This window comes from Streptomyces sp. NPDC102283 (assembly GCF_044766265.1).
Classification (GTDB): Bacteria; Actinomycetota; Actinomycetes; order Streptomycetales; family Streptomycetaceae; genus Streptomyces.
In genome coordinates this window covers 1-18106 of sequence record NZ_JBIWLQ010000030.1, presented here as the reverse complement: position 1 = coordinate 18106, position 18106 = coordinate 1, and the positions used below count along the sequence as shown (strand labels likewise).

The 18106-nt window shown below is 70.8% G+C and carries 17 protein-coding genes; 1 reads left to right on the top strand and 16 read right to left on the bottom strand.

The features are described 5' to 3' along the window. The first annotated feature begins 33 nt into the window (after positions 1 to 33). On the top strand, positions 34 to 1002 hold the full coding sequence (ppk2, locus tag ACIRJT_RS36610; RefSeq protein ID WP_403918317.1) for a polyphosphate kinase 2: 969 nt from the start codon (positions 34 to 36) through the stop codon (positions 1000 to 1002). 161 nt (positions 1003 to 1163) lie between these two features. Here the strand turns inward: ppk2 and ACIRJT_RS36605 are convergent, their stop codons facing one another. The 16 genes from ACIRJT_RS36605 to ACIRJT_RS36530 all read right to left on the bottom strand — a co-directional run bounded on the left by ACIRJT_RS36605 (position 1164) and on the right by ACIRJT_RS36530 (position 17598). Continuing rightward, positions 1164 to 1892 (bottom strand): hypothetical protein, encoded by a 729-nt coding sequence (locus tag ACIRJT_RS36605; protein ID WP_403918315.1) that lies wholly within the window; start codon positions 1890 to 1892, stop codon positions 1164 to 1166. A gap of 162 nt (positions 1893 to 2054) precedes the next feature. Further along, positions 2055 to 3347 (bottom strand): lytic murein transglycosylase, encoded by a 1293-nt coding sequence (locus tag ACIRJT_RS36600; protein ID WP_403918312.1) that lies wholly within the window; start codon positions 3345 to 3347, stop codon positions 2055 to 2057. Between the two features lie 26 nt (positions 3348 to 3373). After that, positions 3374 to 4147 carry a hypothetical protein gene (locus ACIRJT_RS36595; RefSeq protein ID WP_403918310.1) on the bottom strand — a complete coding sequence of 258 codons (774 nt, stop codon included), beginning with the start codon at positions 4145 to 4147 and terminating at the stop codon, positions 3374 to 3376. Between the two features lie 60 nt (positions 4148 to 4207). Beyond that, the gene (locus ACIRJT_RS36590) at positions 4208 to 4705 is read right to left on the bottom strand and encodes a nuclear transport factor 2 family protein (protein ID WP_403918419.1); all 498 of its coding nucleotides are present in this window, start codon (positions 4703 to 4705) and stop codon (positions 4208 to 4210) included. 164 nt (positions 4706 to 4869) lie between these two features. Further along, positions 4870 to 5460 carry a hypothetical protein gene (locus ACIRJT_RS36585; RefSeq protein WP_403918307.1) on the bottom strand — a complete coding sequence of 197 codons (591 nt, stop codon included), beginning with the start codon at positions 5458 to 5460 and terminating at the stop codon, positions 4870 to 4872. Between the two features lie 23 nt (positions 5461 to 5483). Further along, on the bottom strand, positions 5484 to 6005 hold the full coding sequence (locus ACIRJT_RS36580; protein ID WP_403918305.1) for a hypothetical protein: 522 nt from the start codon (positions 6003 to 6005) through the stop codon (positions 5484 to 5486). Next, on the bottom strand, positions 6002 to 7237 hold the full coding sequence (locus ACIRJT_RS36575; protein WP_403918302.1) for an MCE family protein: 1236 nt from the start codon (positions 7235 to 7237) through the stop codon (positions 6002 to 6004). Before ACIRJT_RS36575 ends, ACIRJT_RS36580 begins: the two co-directional genes overlap by 4 nt. Further along, the gene (locus tag ACIRJT_RS36570) at positions 7234 to 8463 is read right to left on the bottom strand and encodes an MCE family protein (protein WP_403918300.1); all 1230 of its coding nucleotides are present in this window, start codon (positions 8461 to 8463) and stop codon (positions 7234 to 7236) included. The genes ACIRJT_RS36575 and ACIRJT_RS36570 overlap by 4 nt, the downstream gene beginning before the upstream one ends. Continuing rightward, entirely contained in the window at positions 8460 to 9590 is a 1131-nt protein-coding gene (locus ACIRJT_RS36565; RefSeq protein WP_403918298.1) for an MCE family protein, read from the bottom strand. Before ACIRJT_RS36565 ends, ACIRJT_RS36570 begins: the two co-directional genes overlap by 4 nt. Before the next feature lies 1 nt (position 9591). Then, a complete protein-coding gene (locus tag ACIRJT_RS36560) occupies positions 9592 to 10611 on the bottom strand; it encodes an MCE family protein (protein WP_403918296.1) in 1020 nt (339 codons plus the stop codon). Next, entirely contained in the window at positions 10608 to 11639 is a 1032-nt protein-coding gene (locus ACIRJT_RS36555) for an MCE family protein (protein ID WP_403918293.1), read from the bottom strand. Before ACIRJT_RS36555 ends, ACIRJT_RS36560 begins: the two co-directional genes overlap by 4 nt. After that, a complete protein-coding gene (locus ACIRJT_RS36550; RefSeq protein ID WP_403918291.1) occupies positions 11636 to 12913 on the bottom strand; it encodes an MCE family protein in 1278 nt (425 codons plus the stop codon). The genes ACIRJT_RS36555 and ACIRJT_RS36550 overlap by 4 nt, the downstream gene beginning before the upstream one ends. Beyond that, complete coding sequence (locus ACIRJT_RS36545; RefSeq protein WP_371627036.1) at positions 12913 to 13716, bottom strand: MlaE family ABC transporter permease; 804 nt, start codon at positions 13714 to 13716, stop codon at positions 12913 to 12915. The genes ACIRJT_RS36550 and ACIRJT_RS36545 overlap by 1 nt, the downstream gene beginning before the upstream one ends. 3 nt (positions 13717 to 13719) lie before the next feature. Continuing rightward, positions 13720 to 14592 carry an MlaE family ABC transporter permease gene (locus ACIRJT_RS36540; protein WP_403918288.1) on the bottom strand — a complete coding sequence of 291 codons (873 nt, stop codon included), beginning with the start codon at positions 14590 to 14592 and terminating at the stop codon, positions 13720 to 13722. Beyond that, positions 14589 to 15572, bottom strand: a complete 984-nt coding sequence (locus ACIRJT_RS36535) for an ABC transporter ATP-binding protein (RefSeq protein WP_403918285.1) — start codon at positions 15570 to 15572, stop codon at positions 14589 to 14591. Before ACIRJT_RS36535 ends, ACIRJT_RS36540 begins: the two co-directional genes overlap by 4 nt. Before the next feature lie 529 nt (positions 15573 to 16101). After that, positions 16102 to 17598: a DUF6801 domain-containing protein gene (locus ACIRJT_RS36530; RefSeq protein ID WP_403918282.1), complete on the bottom strand. Its 1497-nt coding sequence runs from the start codon at positions 17596 to 17598 to the stop codon at positions 16102 to 16104. Positions 17599 to 18106: the final 508 nt, after the last annotated feature.

Sequence of the window (18106 nt, the reverse complement as noted above, 5' to 3'; positions counted from 1 at the left end):
AGCGGACCATGCGAAGCGAACGGGGACACGACCATGACCGACGACGACCGGAACACCGACCCCGCGGACCTGCTGAAGGGACTGACCGTCGACGGCCGGCGCCCCGAGCAGCCCGTGCTCCTCGACGAACAGGGCCGTCCTCTCGAGACGTGGCGGGAGAACCATCCGTACGACCGGCGGGTGCGCCGCAGGGAGTACGAACGGGAGAAACGATTCCTCCAGATCGAACTCCTGAAGCTCCAGCGGTGGGTCCGCGAGAGCGGGCAGCGGCTGGTGGTCCTGTGCGAGGGCCGCGACGCGGCGGGCAAGGGCGGGACCATCCAGCGGTTCACCGAGCGGCTCAACCCACGTGGGGCGCGCGTGGTCGCCCTGGAGAAGCCCACCGAGCGGGAGAGCGGGCAGTGGTACTTCCAGCGGTACGTGGCGCATCTTCCGACCGCCGGCGAGATCGTCTTCTTCGACCGCTCCTGGTACAACCGGGCCGGAGTGGAACGGGTGATGGACTTCTGCACACCGGAGCAGTACAAGCACTTCCTGAAGCAGGCCCCGCAGTTCGAGCGGATGCTCGTCGACGACGGTGTCCTGCTGGTGAAGTTCTGGTTCTCGGTCTCCCGCGCTGAGCAGCGGACCCGCTTCGCGATCCGGCAGGTCGACCCGGTACGCCAGTGGAAGCTGTCGCCGACCGACGTGGCCTCCTTGGATCTCTGGGACGAGTACACCGCCGCGAAGGTCGAGATGTTCCGGTCCACGGACACCGAGTGCGCGCCGTGGACCGTGGTGAAGAACAACGACAAGAAGCGCGGCCGGCTGGAGGCGATGCGCAGCCTTCTGTGGCGTTTCGACTACGACAGCAAGGACGAGAAGGGCGTAGGAGCCCCGGATCCGCTCATCGTGGGTCCCGCGGACACCTTGCTGGAGCCGGGTGAGGAACGGACGGACCTCTCGCCCACCCCCCTGACCGGCGGGGTCCACGGGCCGGGCGACCATCCCGGGCGGACGTGACCCGGGGCGTTCCGCCCCATGGCGCCGGCCTTTCCCTCCAGGGGAGGGGAAAGGAATTCCGTGTGCCGGGGGCGGAAACGCACCGCGCGAAAGACCTTATGCGTCATGCGTCATGCGTCATGCGTCATGCGTCATGCGTCATGCACAGAATGCTTTCCTGGTCAGGCAGTGATTTCCTTCGGGTCGACCACGTCGGCCTCGGCAGGCGCCTGCGCGTCGACCTTCTTGCCGTAATCGCTCAGCACGACCTCACCCGGTGCGTCTCCGCCCTCGGTGACCGCCTTGAGAATAAAGGGCTCACCCTCGGTGGCGACGTACATGGTGATCTTCTCACCACCTGGCTGCTCCTTCTCCAGGGCCAGCACCGACTGCCCGTCGATCTCCGTGGTGTCCCCCTTCTTCAATCCCTTCCGCTCGGACTTGTCGCTGTCCAGCGAGGCCAGGAACGCCTGCTTGTCACACATTCCCTCGGTACCGGACTGGCCCGGCTCGGACTTCACCCACTTACCCTGAAGTTGCTCGATCGCCCCGCCCGTACCGGGCCTGCCCTGCAGTGAGTTCTGCCAGAACTTCTTGTCACCACGCACGTAGACCTGCTGCCCGACCTGGAGCACGTCGGCCTTGGCGCCCCGGCCGGTCATCGTGCCCTTGCACCGGTCCTGATCGTCTACGTGGAAGTCGAGACCTATCTCGTTCCCGCCCTTTTGCCGGGCGTTTCCCGTGACCCGCAGGGATTTCGCGTCGCGCGTCGCCTTGACCGCGTCCGCCGCGATCGTATCCGCACTCTTTCCGCCGAACGCCTCGTCGCCGCTCTTCTCCCCGCCGCATCCGGCGAGCGCGGTCGCCCCCAGAGACACCGAAACCACAGCCAGCAATATTTTCTTCGTCACTGTTTCCCTCCCAGAAATAGTGAAGGGCCTCTGCGGGCCTTCACCTGCCCGGGTACCCGCCGTAAACGGAATTCCACCTACACATTTCCCGTTCATGCGGATATCCGGGCCCGGGGAGCGTCTGGGCCGAGCCAGGTGCGAGACGCGCAGGCCGTACCTGGCTCAGCCCCCGGACCCTTCGCCCGGCACACAGGGATCGCCGGATTCACCCTGGCCGCCCGAGGTCCCCTCGCCCGGAGAAGGCGCCGACGGGGAGGCTGACGGGGTGTCGTCGGGGCAGCCCGGGCCGGTCCCGCCGGGGTCGGGCGAGGTGGTCGGGTCGGGCGAGGTGGTGGGGTCGGGCGAGGTGGTGGGGCCGGGGTCCGTCGGGTCGGGGCTGGGGCTCGGGCCCGGGTCGGTGGGGCCCGGGTCGGTCGGACCGGTCGGGCTGGGGCCGGGGTCGGTGGGGCCGGAATCCGTCGGGTCAGGGCTCGGGCTCGGTGAGCCGGGGCCGGTGGGGCGGGGGGTGGGTGTCGGAGTCGGCGGCCGGGTGGGCTGCGGGCCGACGACGACGCCTCCGTCGCCCTTGCCGGGACGCTGCGGTGCGCCGGGCCCGCCGACCGGCGCCCTGGGCGAGGTCTTCCCGCCAGGGCCGGGGCTGGCCGGGAGGACGCCCTCGCCGTCGGCGACGGCATGGCTGCCGCCGCGGTAGAACTCCAGCCAGGACAGCACGGTCCGCAGGTAGGTGTCGGACCGGTTGTAGCTGAGGATCGCCCGGTCCAGGTCGGCGCGGCGGGTCAGATCGCGGGACCCGGCACAGAGGTAACGCCCGGCTGCGAGCGCCGCGTCGTAGATGTTGTTCGGGTCCCGGCGGCCGTCGCCGTTGCCGTCCGCGCCCCAGGCCGCCCAGGTCGAGGGGATGAACTGCATCGGCCCGACGGCCCGGTCGTAGGCGCGGTCGCCGTCGTACGCCCCGTCGTCGGTGTCCCGGATCAGGGCGAAGCCGTTGCCGTCGAGCGCGGGGCCGAGGATCGGGGTGAGCGTCGTCCCCCGGGCGTCGACCCGCCCGCCGGACGCCTGGCCCGACTCGACCTTGCCGATCGCCGCGAGCAGCTGCCACGGCAGCCCGCAGCCCGGGTCACCGCGGCGCAGCGCGCTCTCGGCCTTGCGGTAGGCGGCCAGCACGGTCGCCGGAATGCCCGCCTCGGACCAGGTGCGGGCCACGAGCGGATCGGCCTTCGCCCCGGGCTTCAGGGGTGCGGGCGGCTTCGGGGACCGTAGCGGAGGCAACTCGGTGTGGTAGACGTCGTCACCCGGCACCTCGCTCCACACGACGTCGTCCGAAGCCGCCGCTTTCCCCTGCCGGGGCTCGGTCAGTGCGACCCCCGGGGCCTGGGACGCGGTGAGCGCGGTCATCGCGGCGACGGCGGTGGCCGTGGTGCCGAGCCGTCGGCGCACCGTGCGGTTGAAGCTCATCTGGACTCCACTCCCCTCTCCGGGGCTCAGCGGGTGAACGTGTCGATGGCGGCGATCAGCCAGGTGTCCCCGCGGCGGACGGCGTCCACGGCGAACATGGCCGCCGCGTACGTCGTCTCCTCGTCCTTGCCGGTACGGGTGTTGCTCTGGTCGGCGAAGATCAGCAGCCGGGCGCGGTCGCCGTCGAGGAACTCGACCCCGCTCTCGGTCACGGTGGTGGTCAGGACGAGCTTCTGCTTCGGCGCCTGCTCCCGTACGTCGGCGAGCATGTCCTTGTGCTGCCCCACGGCCCGGCCGGTCAGATAGGTGCGCGCGGCGCGGTCGGACCGGGCGGGCGAGGCGTAGTCGTACGAGAACACCGCGCCGACCGCCTCGCTGATCCGGCCCTTCACCTCACTGGTCCGGCCGATGTCGGTGAGCGCGGTGTTCTGCCGGGCCGGCTCGTCGCGGAGGCTGTCGGCCGAGGCGAACGCCCAGGCGGCGAAGGCTCCGAGGAGGACGGTGAGGGCGCAGAGCACGGCGGGGAGTCCGCCGCGCAGGCGGGGTGCCCTGGCACGGGGGGCGTCCGCCGGGGCGTGGGGAGCGGTGTCGGAACCTGCGTCGGACCCGGCAGTGGTGTCGGTGTCGGTGTCGGTGTTGAGATCGGTAGCCGTGCTTTCCGCTGCCCGCGGCGGTTCGGCGTCGGTGGCGGTGCCGGCGGTGGTCTGTTCGGGTGCCGGGTCGGTCTCGGCCCCCGGCGTGCGCGGTGACGTCGTGGCCAGCCGGCGGCGGCGGTTCACGAGATGACGGGTCGTCGACATGAGCGGGGTCCTCTCCGGGGCGTGCGGGGCAGCGGGTACAGGCGGGCGCGGGGGCCGAGGTCAGCCGCCCGTGCCGCCGACGGGCGCCTGTCCCAGCGCGCTGAGCTTCCACCCGTCGGCGGTTCGGGTGAGGCTCCCGAGCAACCGGCTCTCCTTCACGGCCGGTTCGCCCTTCGGCGCGGTGACGGTGACCCGGACAGCCACCATCACCCCCGCCCGGCCCGCCCGTTGGTCGAGTTCGGTCACCGCACCGGAGAGGACCTTCGCGGTGCTCACCGTCTTGGCGGCGGCGATCTGATCGGCGAACGCATCACGTCCGTCGACGAGTTGGCTGTGCAGATCGCCGGTGGTGGATTGCTCCCAGCTGTCGAGCCCCTTCTCCAGGGAGCGGTGGTCCAGGGTGTTCATGTTCTGCACCGCCTGCTCGCCCGCCGCCAGTGCGTCGTCCCGTGTCTGCGCGAAGGACGCCGCGTCGTCGTGCGTGGCCTCGTAGCGCAGCCAGCCGCCCCAGCCCGCCGCCCCGGCAGCGCAGACCGCCAGGGCCAGCGCGACGATCACCAGCGGATTCCTCGTTCCCGCCCGTACCGTCCCCGCCGGTGCCGTGCTCTTCCGTGCCGAGTCCTGCCGTGCCGAGTCCTGCTGTGCCGTCCGCTGCCGTGCCATGTGCTGCCTCTCCCCTGCCTGCCGAACCGGACCGGTGCGCCATCGCCTCCGGCCCGCCGTCATATGGAGCCGATCTCGACGATCCACCAGCGCCCGTCGCGCAGTTCGGCGGTTACCGTGAGCTGCGCGGAGGCGGTGGTGGGGGCGCGGCCCCGGCGCTCGTAGACCTGGTCGAGGAAGACCAGGAGGTGGGCGCTGCTGCCGGTCAGCCGGGTCACCCCGGCCCGGACGACCTCGGTGGTGAGCGTCAGCTTCTGGTCGGCGGACTGCCGCTCGACCTGGCCGAACAGCGCCGCGTACTGCTGGAGCGCCTTGCCCGCCAGGACGTCCTTCGCCGCCGACCTGGTGACGGCGGTGGCCCCGGGACCGTACGAGAAGATCTTCCCTAGCGCGCTGCTGACGTCACCGGTGACGCGGGTGGTCGCCTCCGCGTCGGTGAGCGCGAGGTTCGCCGTGGCCGGGGTGTCGCGCAGGTGGCGTCCCTCTGCGTACAGGACGCCGCCCGTGGCGATCAGCGCGACTGCCACAAGTGCGCCGAGGACGCGCGGCCACCGGCGGCGGGGTACGTCCGCCGCACCGTCCGGGGCGGCCGTCTGCGTTGTTCCGGCTTCCTGGTCCACGTCGGGATCGAGGATCGTGTCGCTCTTCATCGTCGCCGTTCCTCCCCGCGGTCTCATCGGCCGCCGTCCGTTCCGATCGCGGTGAGCGCCTTGACCTTCCAGCCGTCGGCCGTACGGGCGAGGGTCGCCCCGAACCGCTTGCGCTGGGTGCCGGTCGCGCCGGAGCGCGGGGTGACCTCGACGTCCACGGTGGCGATCAGCTCCGCCGTGCCCGTGCGCTCGTCCAGTGCGGTGAGCGCCGCCGACGTGACCTTGCCCCGGGCCGTGTCGCCCGCGGTCGTGAGGGACTTCGCGTCGGCTTTCCGGGTCCGCTTCAGCTGGTCGTGCAGCGGCCCCGTGGAGGAGTCCAGCCAGGCCCGTAGTCCGTCGTCGACCCGCTTCGCGTCCTCGCCGTCCAGGCTGTTCAGCGTCGCCAGGTGCCGTCTGCCCTCGGCCAGTGCCGTGTCGCGGGCCTTCGCGTAGGACAGGGTGCGATCACCGCGCGCCTGCCCGTACGACCAGGCCCCCAGGCCGCAGACCAGGGCGGCGATGAGCAGGACGGCCCAGCCGGCCCGGCGTCGGGCGCGGGCGGTCATGAGCCGCCTCCCAGACCGAGCAGTCCGGCCATGCCCCCGGTCGGCGGCTGTGCGGTCGCGGACCCGCCGTCCACGGCGCCGGGCAGCTTCATCGAGCCCGGAACGGCCGGTTTCGGCACCGGGCCGCCCTTGGGTGCGTTGGCGCTGCCCCGGACGTTGATGCCGGTGCCGGGCGAGGAGGTGCAGCGGGCGGCGGTGTTCACGGCGGGCCCGTCCGAGGTGTTGAGTCCGTTGCGGTAGACCGTGCCTCCGTAGCCCGCTGTGCACGGCAGCGGCTCGAAGAAGGTGACGGACATCCCGAACCGGGCGCCGTCGGCGTCGACCGCGCTCGACCCGGCGGCGACCACGGCGGGCAGCTTCACGAGCAGTTCCTCCAGGCCGCGTTGGCGGGTGACGGCGACCTCCGAGGTGGTGAGGAGATTGGCGACCACGACGCCGAAGGCGGGATCCAGGTCGCGCAGCAGTCCGCTGATCTGGACGGCGGCGTCCGGGGTGGTCGCGATGAGACGGCGCAGATCGGCGTCGGAGCCCTTCAGCTCGGCGGCCAGTTCCTTGGCCCCCGAGGCGAAGCCCTTGAGTGCCTGCCCCTGTTCGGCCTGGGTGCGCAGGACGCGCTCGCCGTCGGCCATCAGCCGGGTGGTGACCGGCAGGGCCTTGTCGGCGGCCTCGATGAAGTCGCCGCTGGTGTCCAGCAGGACCTGGAGGTCGTCGCCGCGCCCCTCGAAGGCGGCCCCGAACTCCTCGACGACGGTCCGCAGGCTCTCCAGGTCCACGCTGCTCGCCAGGTCGTCGACGCTGGTGAGGACGTCGGTCGGGGGCGCGGGGATGGTGGTGTCGGCCTCGTCGATGACCGAGCCGTTGCCCAGGAAGGGCCCGTCCTCGCGGGTGGGTCGCAGATCGACGTACTGCTCGCCGACCGCCGACAGGTTCGCGACGACGGCGGTGAGGCTGTCCGGGATCTTCGGCGCGTCCTTCTCGATCCGCAGCTCGGCCTCGACGCCGTCCTCGGTCAGCTCGATGGGGCCGACGCGGCCCACGGAGACGCCCCGGTAGGTGACGTTGGAGTGGGTGTACAGGCCGCCGGTCTGCGGGAGTTGGACCGTGACGGTGTAGTAGCTGCGCAGTCCGACGTAGTGGCCGAGATCGGCGTACCGCACACCCAGGTAGCCGAGCACCAGCGTGGCGATGACGAGGAAGGCGAGGTTCTTCAGCCGGATGGCGAGGGTGATCACGGTGTCGCCTCCTTCTCCGGCTCCGATGTCCCGGAGGCGTCCGGCTTCGGCGTTCCCGAGGCGTCGGGCTTCGGCGTTCCCGACACGGCGGGCAGGGGGAGCGGCAGGGGCAGCGCGCCCCGGGCCGCCGCACCCTCACCCTCGGCCGGAGGCAGCGGGATCCCGGGGGGATCCGGCGTGAGCGCGGGGATGATCTGCGTACCGGGCAGGGCCGTCACGTCCAGGTAGACGTTGAGGTAGTCGCCCTTGACGCCGCGCAGCACCTCGTCCGTGAAGGGGTAGGTCAGCAGCACCTGGAGGGAGTCGGGGAGGTCCTGGCCGGAGTCGGCGAGCGCCTTGAGGGTCGGGGCGAGCGCCTTGAGGTCGGCGATCATGTCGGCTTTGCTCCGGTTGATCGTGTCGACGGCCACGGTGGAGAGGGTGTCGAGGGAGCGCAGCATGGTCAGCAGCGAGCCGCGCTGTTTCTCCAGGACCTTGAGTCCGGGGCTGAGCCCGGTGAGGACCGTGCCGACGTCCTGCTTGCGGGTGGCGAGGGTGGCGGCGAGGCGGTTGACGCCGTCCAGGGCCTTGGTGATGTCGCTCTTGTTCGCGTCCAGGTTGGTCACCAGGGTGTCGACCCGGTTGAGCATGGAGCGGATCTGCGGTTCCTGTCCGGCGAGCGCCTTGTTGAGTTCGGTGGTGATGGTCTTGAGCTGGTTGACGCCGCCCCCGTTGAGGAGCAGGGACAGGGCCCCGAAGACCTCTTCGACCTCCGGGTTCCGGTTGGTACGCGAGTGCGGGATGCGGCCGCCGGCGGCGAGCGATCCGCGTGCGGTGCCCTCGGGGGGCGGGGCGAGCTGGATGAACTTCTCACCGAGCAGGCTGGACTGTTCGAGGCGGGCGTAGGCGTTCGCGGGAAGCTCGACCTTCCCGTTGACCCGCATGGTGACCCGGGCCCGCCAGCCGTCCGGGGCCAGCGCGATCTTCGTGACGCGCCCCACGGCCACGTCGTTGACCTTGACCGAGGACTGCGGCGCGAGGCTGAGGACGTCGCCGAACTCGGCGGTGACCTCGTACGGCCGGTCGCCGAGGTCTGCGCCGCCGGGCAGAGGGATCTGCTCGATGCCGGTGAAGGAGGGGCTGTCGGGACGGACCGCGACCAAAGCGACCAGCGCTCCGGTGGCGAGCAGCGCCACGGCTGCGACGGCGGCCCGTACGACGGGTCTGCGCCGGTCGTCGTCGTTCATCGTCGCGCCCCCTTCTGCTTGCCGGACTGCTTCTCGGGGGTGCCGTAGACCGTGCCGACCTCCGGGAGCGGCAGGACGGGCAAGGCCTTGCGACGGGTCGCGTCGACGGGGGCGAGGCCGGTGAGCCGGCCGGCGGCGGAGGCGGCCCCGGGGTCGACGAGCGGTCCCCCCATGGACAGTTCATTGAGGTTGGCGCGCCCGTTGAGGGTGCGGTGGGCGGGGTCGTAGGCGTTCAGGACGTTGCCCGCGGCGAGCGGGAGGGTGTCCATCGCCTCGGCGAGCGAGGCGCGCTGGTCGACGAGCGCCTGGGTGACGGGCACCAGTGCCTCGACGTTCTTCTTGAGCGCGCCGCGGTTCTTGGCGATGAAGGCCTTGACCTGACCGAGGGCGGCGCCGAGTTCCTTGAGGGCCGCGCTGAGGTTCTTCTTGTCGTCGGCGAGGAAGGAGGTGACCGTGTTCAGTTGCTGCTCGGCGCTGCGGACGTTGCCGTCGTTCTTCTCGAGCATGGTGGTGAAGGTCTGGAGGTGGGCCAGGGTGTCGAACAGGTCGCCGCTGCTCCTGTCGAGCGTCCTGGTGGCCTTGCCGAACTGCTCGATGGAATCGCCGATGGCCTTGCCGTTGCCGTCGAGGTTCTTCGCCCCGGTGTCCAGGAGCCGGGCGAGCGCCCCGTCGGTGTTGGCCCCGTTCGGGCCGAGGGCGGTGGAGAGTTCGGTGATGGAGGCGTACAGCTCGTCGACCTCGACGGGGGTGGCGTTGCGGGCGGCGGGCAGGACGGCGTCGGCGGCGAGCCGGGGGCCGCCGTCGTAGGCCGGGGCGAGCTGGATGTAGCGGTCGGCGACGAGGCTGGGGGCGACGACGACGGCGTGGGCGTCCTCGGGGACGGCGATGCCGCGGTCCAGGCGCAGCACGACCTTCACCTCCTTGCCGCGGGGCTCGACGGAGGTGACGGTTCCGACCTTGACGCCGAGGATGCGCAGGTCGGATCCGGCGTAGACGCCGGTGGCGCGTTCGAAGTAGGCGGTGACAGTGGTCTTCCCGTCCTCCTCCAGGGCGCTCACGCCGGTGGCGGCCGCGACGGCGACGAGGGCGAGTCCGGCGGTGATGCCGGTGATGCGGGTGCGTCTCATGTCAGCGGCCCCCTTGCTGCCGGGGTGGCATGCATCCGGTCGCCGGGGGTGTGCCGGCGGGAAGGTAGTTCTTGGGCACGACTCCGCAGACGTAGTTGTCGAACCAGCGGCCGCTGCCGAGGGTGTTGCCGATGAGCCGGCTGTAGGAGCCGGTCATGGCGAGGACCTTGTCGAGGCTCTTGCGGTTCTTGACCAGGACGGCGGTGACCCGGCCGAGGGACTCCAGGGTCGGCCCGAGCTGCTTGTCGTTGTCCCGGACGAGTCCGGTGAGCTGGGTGCCGAGGTCGCGGGTTCCGGTGAGCAGCAGGTGGATGGAGTCGCGGCGGGCCTGGATCTCGCCGAGCAGCAGGTTCCCGTCCTCCAGGAGCGTTTCGAAGCTGCTCTTCTTCCCGGCGAGGGTCTTGGTGAGCTGCTTGCTGTTGCGGAGCAGGGTGGCGAGCTGCGCGTCGCGTTCGGAGACCGTACGGGAGAGGGCGGAGAGCCCGTCCGCGGCGCTGCGGACGTGCGGCGGGGAGTCCTTGAAGGTGGCGGAGATCGTCTCGAAGCTCTTGGCGAGCTGTTCGGTGTCGATCTCCCCGATGGTCTCCCCGAGGCCGTTGAACGCCTGGGTGACGTCGTACGGGGAGGTGGTGCGGCTCGCGGTGATGCGGGAGCCGGGATCCTGCGGGGCATCACCAAGGGGGTCGACGGCGAGGTACTTCTCGCCGAGCAGGGTCTTGACGGCGATGCCCACGGTCGAGGAGTCACCGATCCAGGCGCCTCTCACCCGGAAGTCGACGCGGACCTTCGCTCCGTCGAGGGAGACACCGGTGACCTCGCCGACCTTCACTCCGGCGATCCGCACCTCGTCGCCGTCGGTGAGTCCGGCGGATTCGGTGAAGTCGGCGCTGTAGGAGGTGCCGCCCTGGACGAAGGGCAGGGAGTCGGCGCGCCAGGCGGCGAGGCCGAGCAGGGTCAGGACGAGGAGCCCGACGACGGCGACGGCGACCGGGTTGCGTTCCCGGATGGGGGTGATGCTCATGCCAGGCACCTCGGTTGGGTGATCGCGATGCCGCCCGGCGGCTTGCTGCCGTCGTCGTGGGTGACACCGCTGACCTTCGCTTCGCAGAGGTAGAGGTTGAGCCACGATCCGTAGGACGTCAGCCGGCTGATGGCCGCCATCTTGGCCGGGGTCTTCTCCAGGAAGTTCTCGATCTGCGGAGTCCCCTTCTCCAACTGACCGCTGAGCCGTCCGAGTTGACGGATATCGTCCTTGAGCGGCTTTCTGCCGTCCTGGAAGAGGTCGGCGGTCACGGTGGTGAGCGCGCCCATCGCGGTGATGGCCTCGCCGAGCGGTTTGCGGTCGCCGGAGAATCCGGTGACGAGCTTCTGGAGGGTGACGACGAGGTCGTCGAAGCCGGCCTCCCGGTCGTTGACCGTCTTGAGGACGGTGTTGAGGTTCGTGATCACCTCGCCGATCACCTTGTCCTTCGCGGCGACGGTGGTGGTGAGCGAGCCGACGTGCCGCAGGATGCTGTCGACGGTGCCGCCCTCGCCCTGGAGGACCTGGACGATGGAGCCGGCGAGCTGGTTGACGTCGGGCGGGGACAGCCCTTCGAAGAGGGGCTGGAAGCCGTTGAAGAGCTGGGTGAGGTCGAGCGCCGGGGTGGTGCGGGAGAGCGGGATGGTGTCGCCGGGCGCGAAGGCCCGGCCGACGGCTCCGGGGCCCCGGTCGAGGTCGACGTACCGCTGGCCGACCATGTTGAGGTATTTGATGGACGCCGTCACCGAGGCGGGGAGGCTGCGCCCCTTGCGTACGGCGAAGGCGACCTCGGCGACCCGGCGGTCGGCGACCTTCACGGATTCGACCTGGCCGACCTTCACTCCGGCGATCCGGACGCTGTCGCCGGGGATGAGGCCGGTGGCGTCGGTGAACCGCGCCTTGTACGTGGTGGTGTCCCCCACGCCCGTGTTGGCGATGGAGAGCCCGAGGACGGTGGTGGCCAGCACGGTGACGACGATGAAGACGAGGGACTTGGCGACCGGTCCCGCGAGCGAGCGGCGTTTCACTTGAGCTTCACCTCCGCACCGCGGAAGGCCGGGCCGATGAGCACGCTGCTCCAGTCGGCCAGGTCTCCCGGTCGGGCCTTCAGCGAGGGTGCGACCAGTTCGTTGACGAGCCGGGACTCCTGCGGCGAGTTGGGCAGTCCGAGCCCGGTGCCCGTGTCCGCCGGGGGTGCGGTGACATCGGCGGCCCGGCGGGTGTCGGCGGTCGGGGCGTGCTTGCCGACGTACGGTACCGAGTAGCAGGCGGGCCCACCGCTCGCGTCGTAGACCGGGATGTCCTTGCCGGGTACGTATTTGCCCTTGGAGGGCACGGACTTGATCGACACATGCAGTCCCGGTTGGTCGGTGCCCTTGCCCAGCGCCTTGTCCATGGCGGGCACGAAGCCGGCCATGGTGCGCAGGGTGCAGGGGAACGACTCGGCGTATTCGGCGAGGAGTTCGAGGGAGGGGCGGCCGGCGGCGGAGAGCCGGATGAGGTTGTCCTTGTTCTCCCGCAGGAAGGAGGTCGTGTCCTGCGCGGCGGCCGTGGTGGTGCCGTAGAGCCCGGCGAGCCGCGCCTCCTGGTCGGCGAGGGTGGAGCTGGTGACCGTGGCGTCGGTCAGCGCGTCGAGGACGTCCGGCGCGGCGTCCGCGTACAGCGTGCTCACCTTGACGAGTTCCTTGATGTCGGCGTTGAGGGTGGGGAGTTGGGGGTTGAACTTCTTCAGGTGGCCGTCCAGCGTGGTCAGCGTCTCGCCGAGGCGTCTCCCCCGTCCCTCCAACGCCCGGGAGACGGCGTTGAGGGTGGCGGAGAGCTTCTCGGGCTTCACGGCGGTCAGCAGCGGCAGGACGTTGTCCAGGACCTGTTCCAGCTCGATGGCGTTGCTGGAGCGGTCCTGCGGGATGACCGCCCCGGCCCGCAGGGTGGTGCCCGTGGGGATGCGGGGCGGGACGAGCGCGACGAACCGCGCGCCGAAGAGGGTGGTGGGCAGCATCTGGGCGGTGACGTCGGCGGGGACCTGGTCGAGCTTGTCCCGGTCGATGGCCAGGGTGAGGCGGGCGCCGTCGCCGTCGGTGGCGATGGCGCGGACCTGTCCGATGACGACCCCGCGCAGTTTCACGTCGGCGTTGTCGTGCATCTCGTTGCCGACCGCTCCGGTGCGGACGGTGACGGTGGCGTCGTCGGTGAAGTCCTTCTCGTACACGGAGACCGAGACCCACACCAGGACGGCGGGCACCAGCAGGAAGGTGACTCCGGCCAGCCGTCGGCGGACGGTGCGTGTGCTGGAGGTGCGCATCAGCCGGCCACCTTCACCGTCGTCGTGGCGCCCCAGATGGCGAGCGAGAGGAAGAAGTCGGTGACGCTGATGAGCACGATGGCGTTGCGCACCGAGCGGCCGACCGCCACGCCCACACCGGCCGGTCCGCCGGTGGCGTGGAAGCCGTAGTAGCAGTGGGCGAGGATCACCAGCACGCTGAAGATCAGCACCTTGAGCACCGACAGCAGCACGTCCTGCGGGGAGAGGAAGAGATCGAAGTAGTGGTCGTAGGTGCCCGCCGACTGCCCGTTGAAGTAGATGGTGATGTAGCGGGAGGCGACGTACGAGGAGAGGAGCCCGATCGCGTACAGCGGGATGATCGCGACGACTCCGGCGATGATCCGGGTGGTGACGAGGTAGGGCATGGAGCGGACGCCCATCGCCTCCAGGGCGTCGACCTCCTCGTTGATCCGCATCGCGCCGAGCTGGGCGGTGAAGCCCGCGCCGACGGTGGCGGAGAGGGCGAGACCGGCGACCAGGGGGGCGATCTCCCGGGTGTTGAAGTAGGCGGAGATGAACCCGGTGAAGGCCGAGGTGCCGATCTGGTTGAGGGCCGCGTAGCCCTGGAGTCCGACGACGGTGCCGGTGAACAGGGTCATGGCGATCATCACGCCGATGGTGCCGCCGATGACACCGAGTCCGCCGCTGCCGAAGGCGACCTCGGCCAGCAGCCGCTGCACCTCGCGCAGATAGCGGCGCAGGGTGCGCGGGATCCAGACGAGTGCCTTGACGTAGAAGGTGAGTTGGTCGCCCGATCGGTCGAGCCAGCTGAGCATCGCCATGGGTCAGCTCCCCTTCGCGGGGACGATCTGGAGGTAGATCGCCGTGAGGACCATGTTCACGAAGAACAGCAGCATGAAGGTGATGACGACGGACTGGTTGACCGCGTCGCCGACGCCCTTGGGGCCGCCGCGCGGGTTGAGGCCCCGGTAGGCGGCGACGATGCCCGCGATGAAGCCGAAGATCAGGGCCTTGAACTCGCTGATGTAGAGGTCGGGCAGTTGGGCGAGAGCGGAGAAGCTCGCGAGATACGCGCCCGGGGTGCCGCCCTGCATGATCACGTTGAAGAAGTAGCCGCCGAGCGTGCCGACCACGGAGATCAGGCCGTTGAGCAGGACGGCGACGAGCATGGTGGCGAGCACCCGGGGGACGACGAGGCGCTGGATGGGCGAGACGCCCATGACCTCCATCGCGTCCAGCTCCTCGCGGATCTTGCGGGAGCCGAGGTCGGCGCAGATCGCGGATCCGGCGGCCCCGGAGATCAGCAGCGCCACGATGATCGGGCTCGCCTGCTGGATCACCGCCAGCACGCTGGCGCCGCCGGTGAAGGACTGGGCGCCGAGCTGCTGGGTGAGGGAGCCGACCTGGAGGGCGATGACCGCGCCGAACGGGATGGAGACGAGGGCGGCGGGCAGGATCGTGACGCTCGCGACGAACCAGAACTGCTCGATGAACTCCCGCACCTGGAACGGCCTGCGGAAGATCGCCCGGGCCACCGCGACGGCGAGCGCGAACAGCTTCCCGGTCTCGCGGAGCGGGGCGAGCAGCCGGGAGGGCCGCCGCTGTTCGGGCGCGGACGGGGCGGTCGCACGGGGGTCGGTGGCCGGCGGGGGCTTCTCGGGCGGCTCGGGCGGCCGCACCGGCATCGGGGCGGTCACGCGCGCGCACCTCCCGTTGCCGGGGCGTAGCTGTCGAGGATCGCCGTACGGGCGGCCTCCGGCAGCCGGCCCATCATCGCCATGACCCGCTCCCGGCGGCGCAGCGCGCCCTGGCGTACGGGCATCCCGGGCGAGGGCTCCAGCTGGGGGACGACGGTGCGGGGCCTGGTGCGCGGCGCGGGGTCGGCCTGCTGCTCGGCGGCGAGGGTGGCGGCGTCCTTCTCCTCGGACATGCCGATGGGGCCTTCGCGGCGTCCGGCGAGGAACTGGGAGACGACCGGGGTGTCGCTGGTGAGCAGCACCTCGCGCGGGCCGAAGGTGACGAGGTTGCGGCAGAACAGCATGCCCATGTTGTCGGGGACGGTCGCCGCGATGTCGAGGTTGTGGGTGACGATGAGCATCGTCGCGTCGATCTGCGCGTTGAGGTCGATGAGGAGCTGCGAGAGGTAGGCGGTGCGGACCGGGTCGAGGCCGGAGTCCGGCTCGTCGCAGAGGATGATCTGCGGGTCCAGGACCAGGGCGCGGGCGAGGCCGGCGCGCTTGCGCATGCCGCCGGATATCTCGCCCGGCAGCTTTCCCTCGGCGCCGAGGAGTCCGACGATGTCGATGCGCTCCATGACGATGCGGCGGATCTCGGATTCCTTCTTGCGGGTGTGCTCGCGCAACGGGAAGGCGATGTTGTCGAAGAGCGACATCGAGCCGAAAAGGGCGCCGTCCTGGAACATGAGGCCGAAGAGCTTCCGGGTCTCCATGATGTCGCGCTCGGAGCTGTTCACCATGTCGACGCCGTTGATGAGGACGCGCCCCTGTTCGGGCTTGAGCAGCCCGATGATGGATTTCAGGAAGACGGTTTTTCCGGTTCCGGAAGGACCGAGCATGACGCTCACTTCACCGGCGGGCAGGGTGAGGCTGACGTCCTGCCAGATGTTCTGCTTGCCGAAGGACTTCGTCAGGCCCTCGACGACTACTTCGATTCCCATCGGCCCTCCCTCGAAGTGGCGGTGAACGTGTTCATCGATTGGCGCTCCGGCTCTGAGAAAAGCGATGGCGGCTCGTCACACATGCACCAGGGGGCGCACGTTATGTCCGCCGAAACCGCCAGGGCAAGCCGTTGAACAGCGGAGATCGACGAACGCGGGGCTGAGAATGGATCACTTGTCATTCGGTGACAAGGCCGGTTCCCGTCCTTGTCGAAATCTGCGCAAGCGGTGGGCGTTCCATCCGGGGCACTCCTGGACCGGAGCGGAGCGAACCGGGCCCGGGTGTGCCCGCCGAGCTGGTACGCAGGCGGTTTTCCTGGGCACGTCTGGGACGCTACGGGCCGGTAACCTGACTTCGCAATACTGGGTACAGACTTTCCTCGGCGAGAAATTCACACGGGGCGGAGGATTGTTCACGGGTGAGTAATCCTCGAACCAAACCTGTCGGATGATGAGGAATCGCACGACGGCCGGTGGGCAGGAAAGAGCCCTTCCGGTCCGGGACCGGAAGGGCTCGGGGGTTTTCGGGTCAGCGCTCGGGGTCGGGCTTCCGCGGCGGGCAGTCCGGCCCCTCCGGGTTCGTGGCCACGCACAGGGGCGCCTGCGTCATCTTGGTGTAGTTGTCGGCCTTCTTGCCCGGGCTGGAGATGGCCGAGGTGAAGATCGGGTCGAGGTCCTCCCCCACACCGCAGCCCTCGAACGGCGGGATGTGGGCGTAGCCGGTCAGGGTGCCGCCGTACGCCACGAGGTAGCCGGCCGGCGGATAGCTCTGCCCGTACCCTCTCAGCACCTGTTCGAAGGGCCGTTCCGTGCGGCAGTCGGGGCCCACGTCCAGGGGCACACCGTTCACCTCGACATCGGAGAGCCGCATCACGAGCTGGGCCGTGACGGTCGTCTCCTCCGGGTAGGTCGGCGTGTTGGTGACCGTGTGGGTGTGGATCGCGGCCGGGGGGCCCACCTGCTCCAGCGTCATGGTCGCGGTCGTCGGCATGAATCCGTAGCTGAGGAACGTGGCCTTCGTCGGGGGGAGCTGTCGGCGTCCCCGGTAGTCGAAGTCCACCTCCGAGCTGACGTCGACGGTCGAGGCGCAGGAGTCGTTGATGTAGCGCTTGTTGAGCACCACCTTCATGAACGCGGGCCCCAGCGCCGCCGCACCGTCCAGCTTGGCGGCGTTGGCGTAGCCGGCGGCGTACGTCTCGGCGGTGGTCATCACCCACTCGGGCGGGATCTCGATCGGGCAGCTGCCCGGGTCGTCGCCGTCCAGGGCTGCGAGCCGTTCGTCGGTGAGGGCGTCGATCTTCTCCCGGGCGCCGGGCGACAGACCCTCGGCCGGGCGGGTGGGGGTCGGGACCGGTGCGGGGTCGCTCTCCCCCGGCCGTGGAACGGGGGCCGTGGGGTCGCCGTCGCCGCGGACGGTGATCGCGGCGAGTTCGGGTTCCTGGCCCGGGGCCGGTTCACAGACGATCTCGAGTCCCGGGGGCGTGGTCGGCTCGCCCGCCCCGGTGAGCGAGGACAGCGTGAGGGCCAGTTCGGCGGGGGCCAGTGTCGCGCGCCCGGGGCTGCCGAAGGAGACCGTGGGCACGTCACCGGTCGCGGTCAGGGCCAGGCCGCCCCCGTCGGGTCCGGGCAGGGCGACGGGCGGAGCGGTCAGGTCCTGCCAGGAGGCGTCGGCGGACTTGTCGCCGACGGTGTTGCGGACGGTGAGTCGCGCGACGGCCGACAGGGTGGCGGCGTCCAGCTCCCCGAACCGGGCGAGCGCCGTGGGCGCCAGGTTCACCTCGACGGAGACCCGCGACGGGCGGATCTCCTCGCCCGTGCGGACCGAGGTGGGAAGCAGCGCCGAGACGACGACGTCCACTTCCTCGGGCCCGGAGGGGAACGGGCAGGCGTAGCGGAGGGCGACCTCCGAGGTCTGTTCCGCGGCGGCCGACTCGGCGCCGGGGACGAGCGCGGTGGCGACGACGAGCGCCCCGCCCACGGCCCAGTGGATCGGTCGTCTCGCTGCGGCGCGTGCATCGACGGTCATACGGATGTGTCCTTCCGGCGCGCGTGGGCCCAGGGATGGCTGCGGAAAGCGGGTCCACTTCTCGGCGACGGCCCCTGCGGGCGGACGTCGAGCGGACTTCGAACGGACGTCGGGCGGGCTTCGGTGGTACGTCGTCCGGGCTCGGCCGTACGTCGACCGGACCGGATACGACCCCTACCGACGGGTACGGTACGCACGCGGACGACGCCTGGGAAGGGCCGGGTTTCCGATCGGATCAGGGCTGCTCGGACTTTGGCAGCCGGTGACAATCCACGGCAGCGCCCTTGTCGGCGGGTGCGCGAAACGGGGCGTGTCCGGCTGGTGCGGTGGAGCGGCCCGCGCGGCTGCGGTTCACGCCGGTGGAGTGCCCCACTCGCCGTGGGGGGGGGGGGGGGGGGGGGGGGGGGGGGGGGGGGGGCGGCCGGCCGCGGGCCGCCCCCCCCCCGGGGGCGGGGGCGGGGGGCGGGGGCGGCGGGGCGGCGCGCGCCGGCCCCCCGCGGCGCGCCGC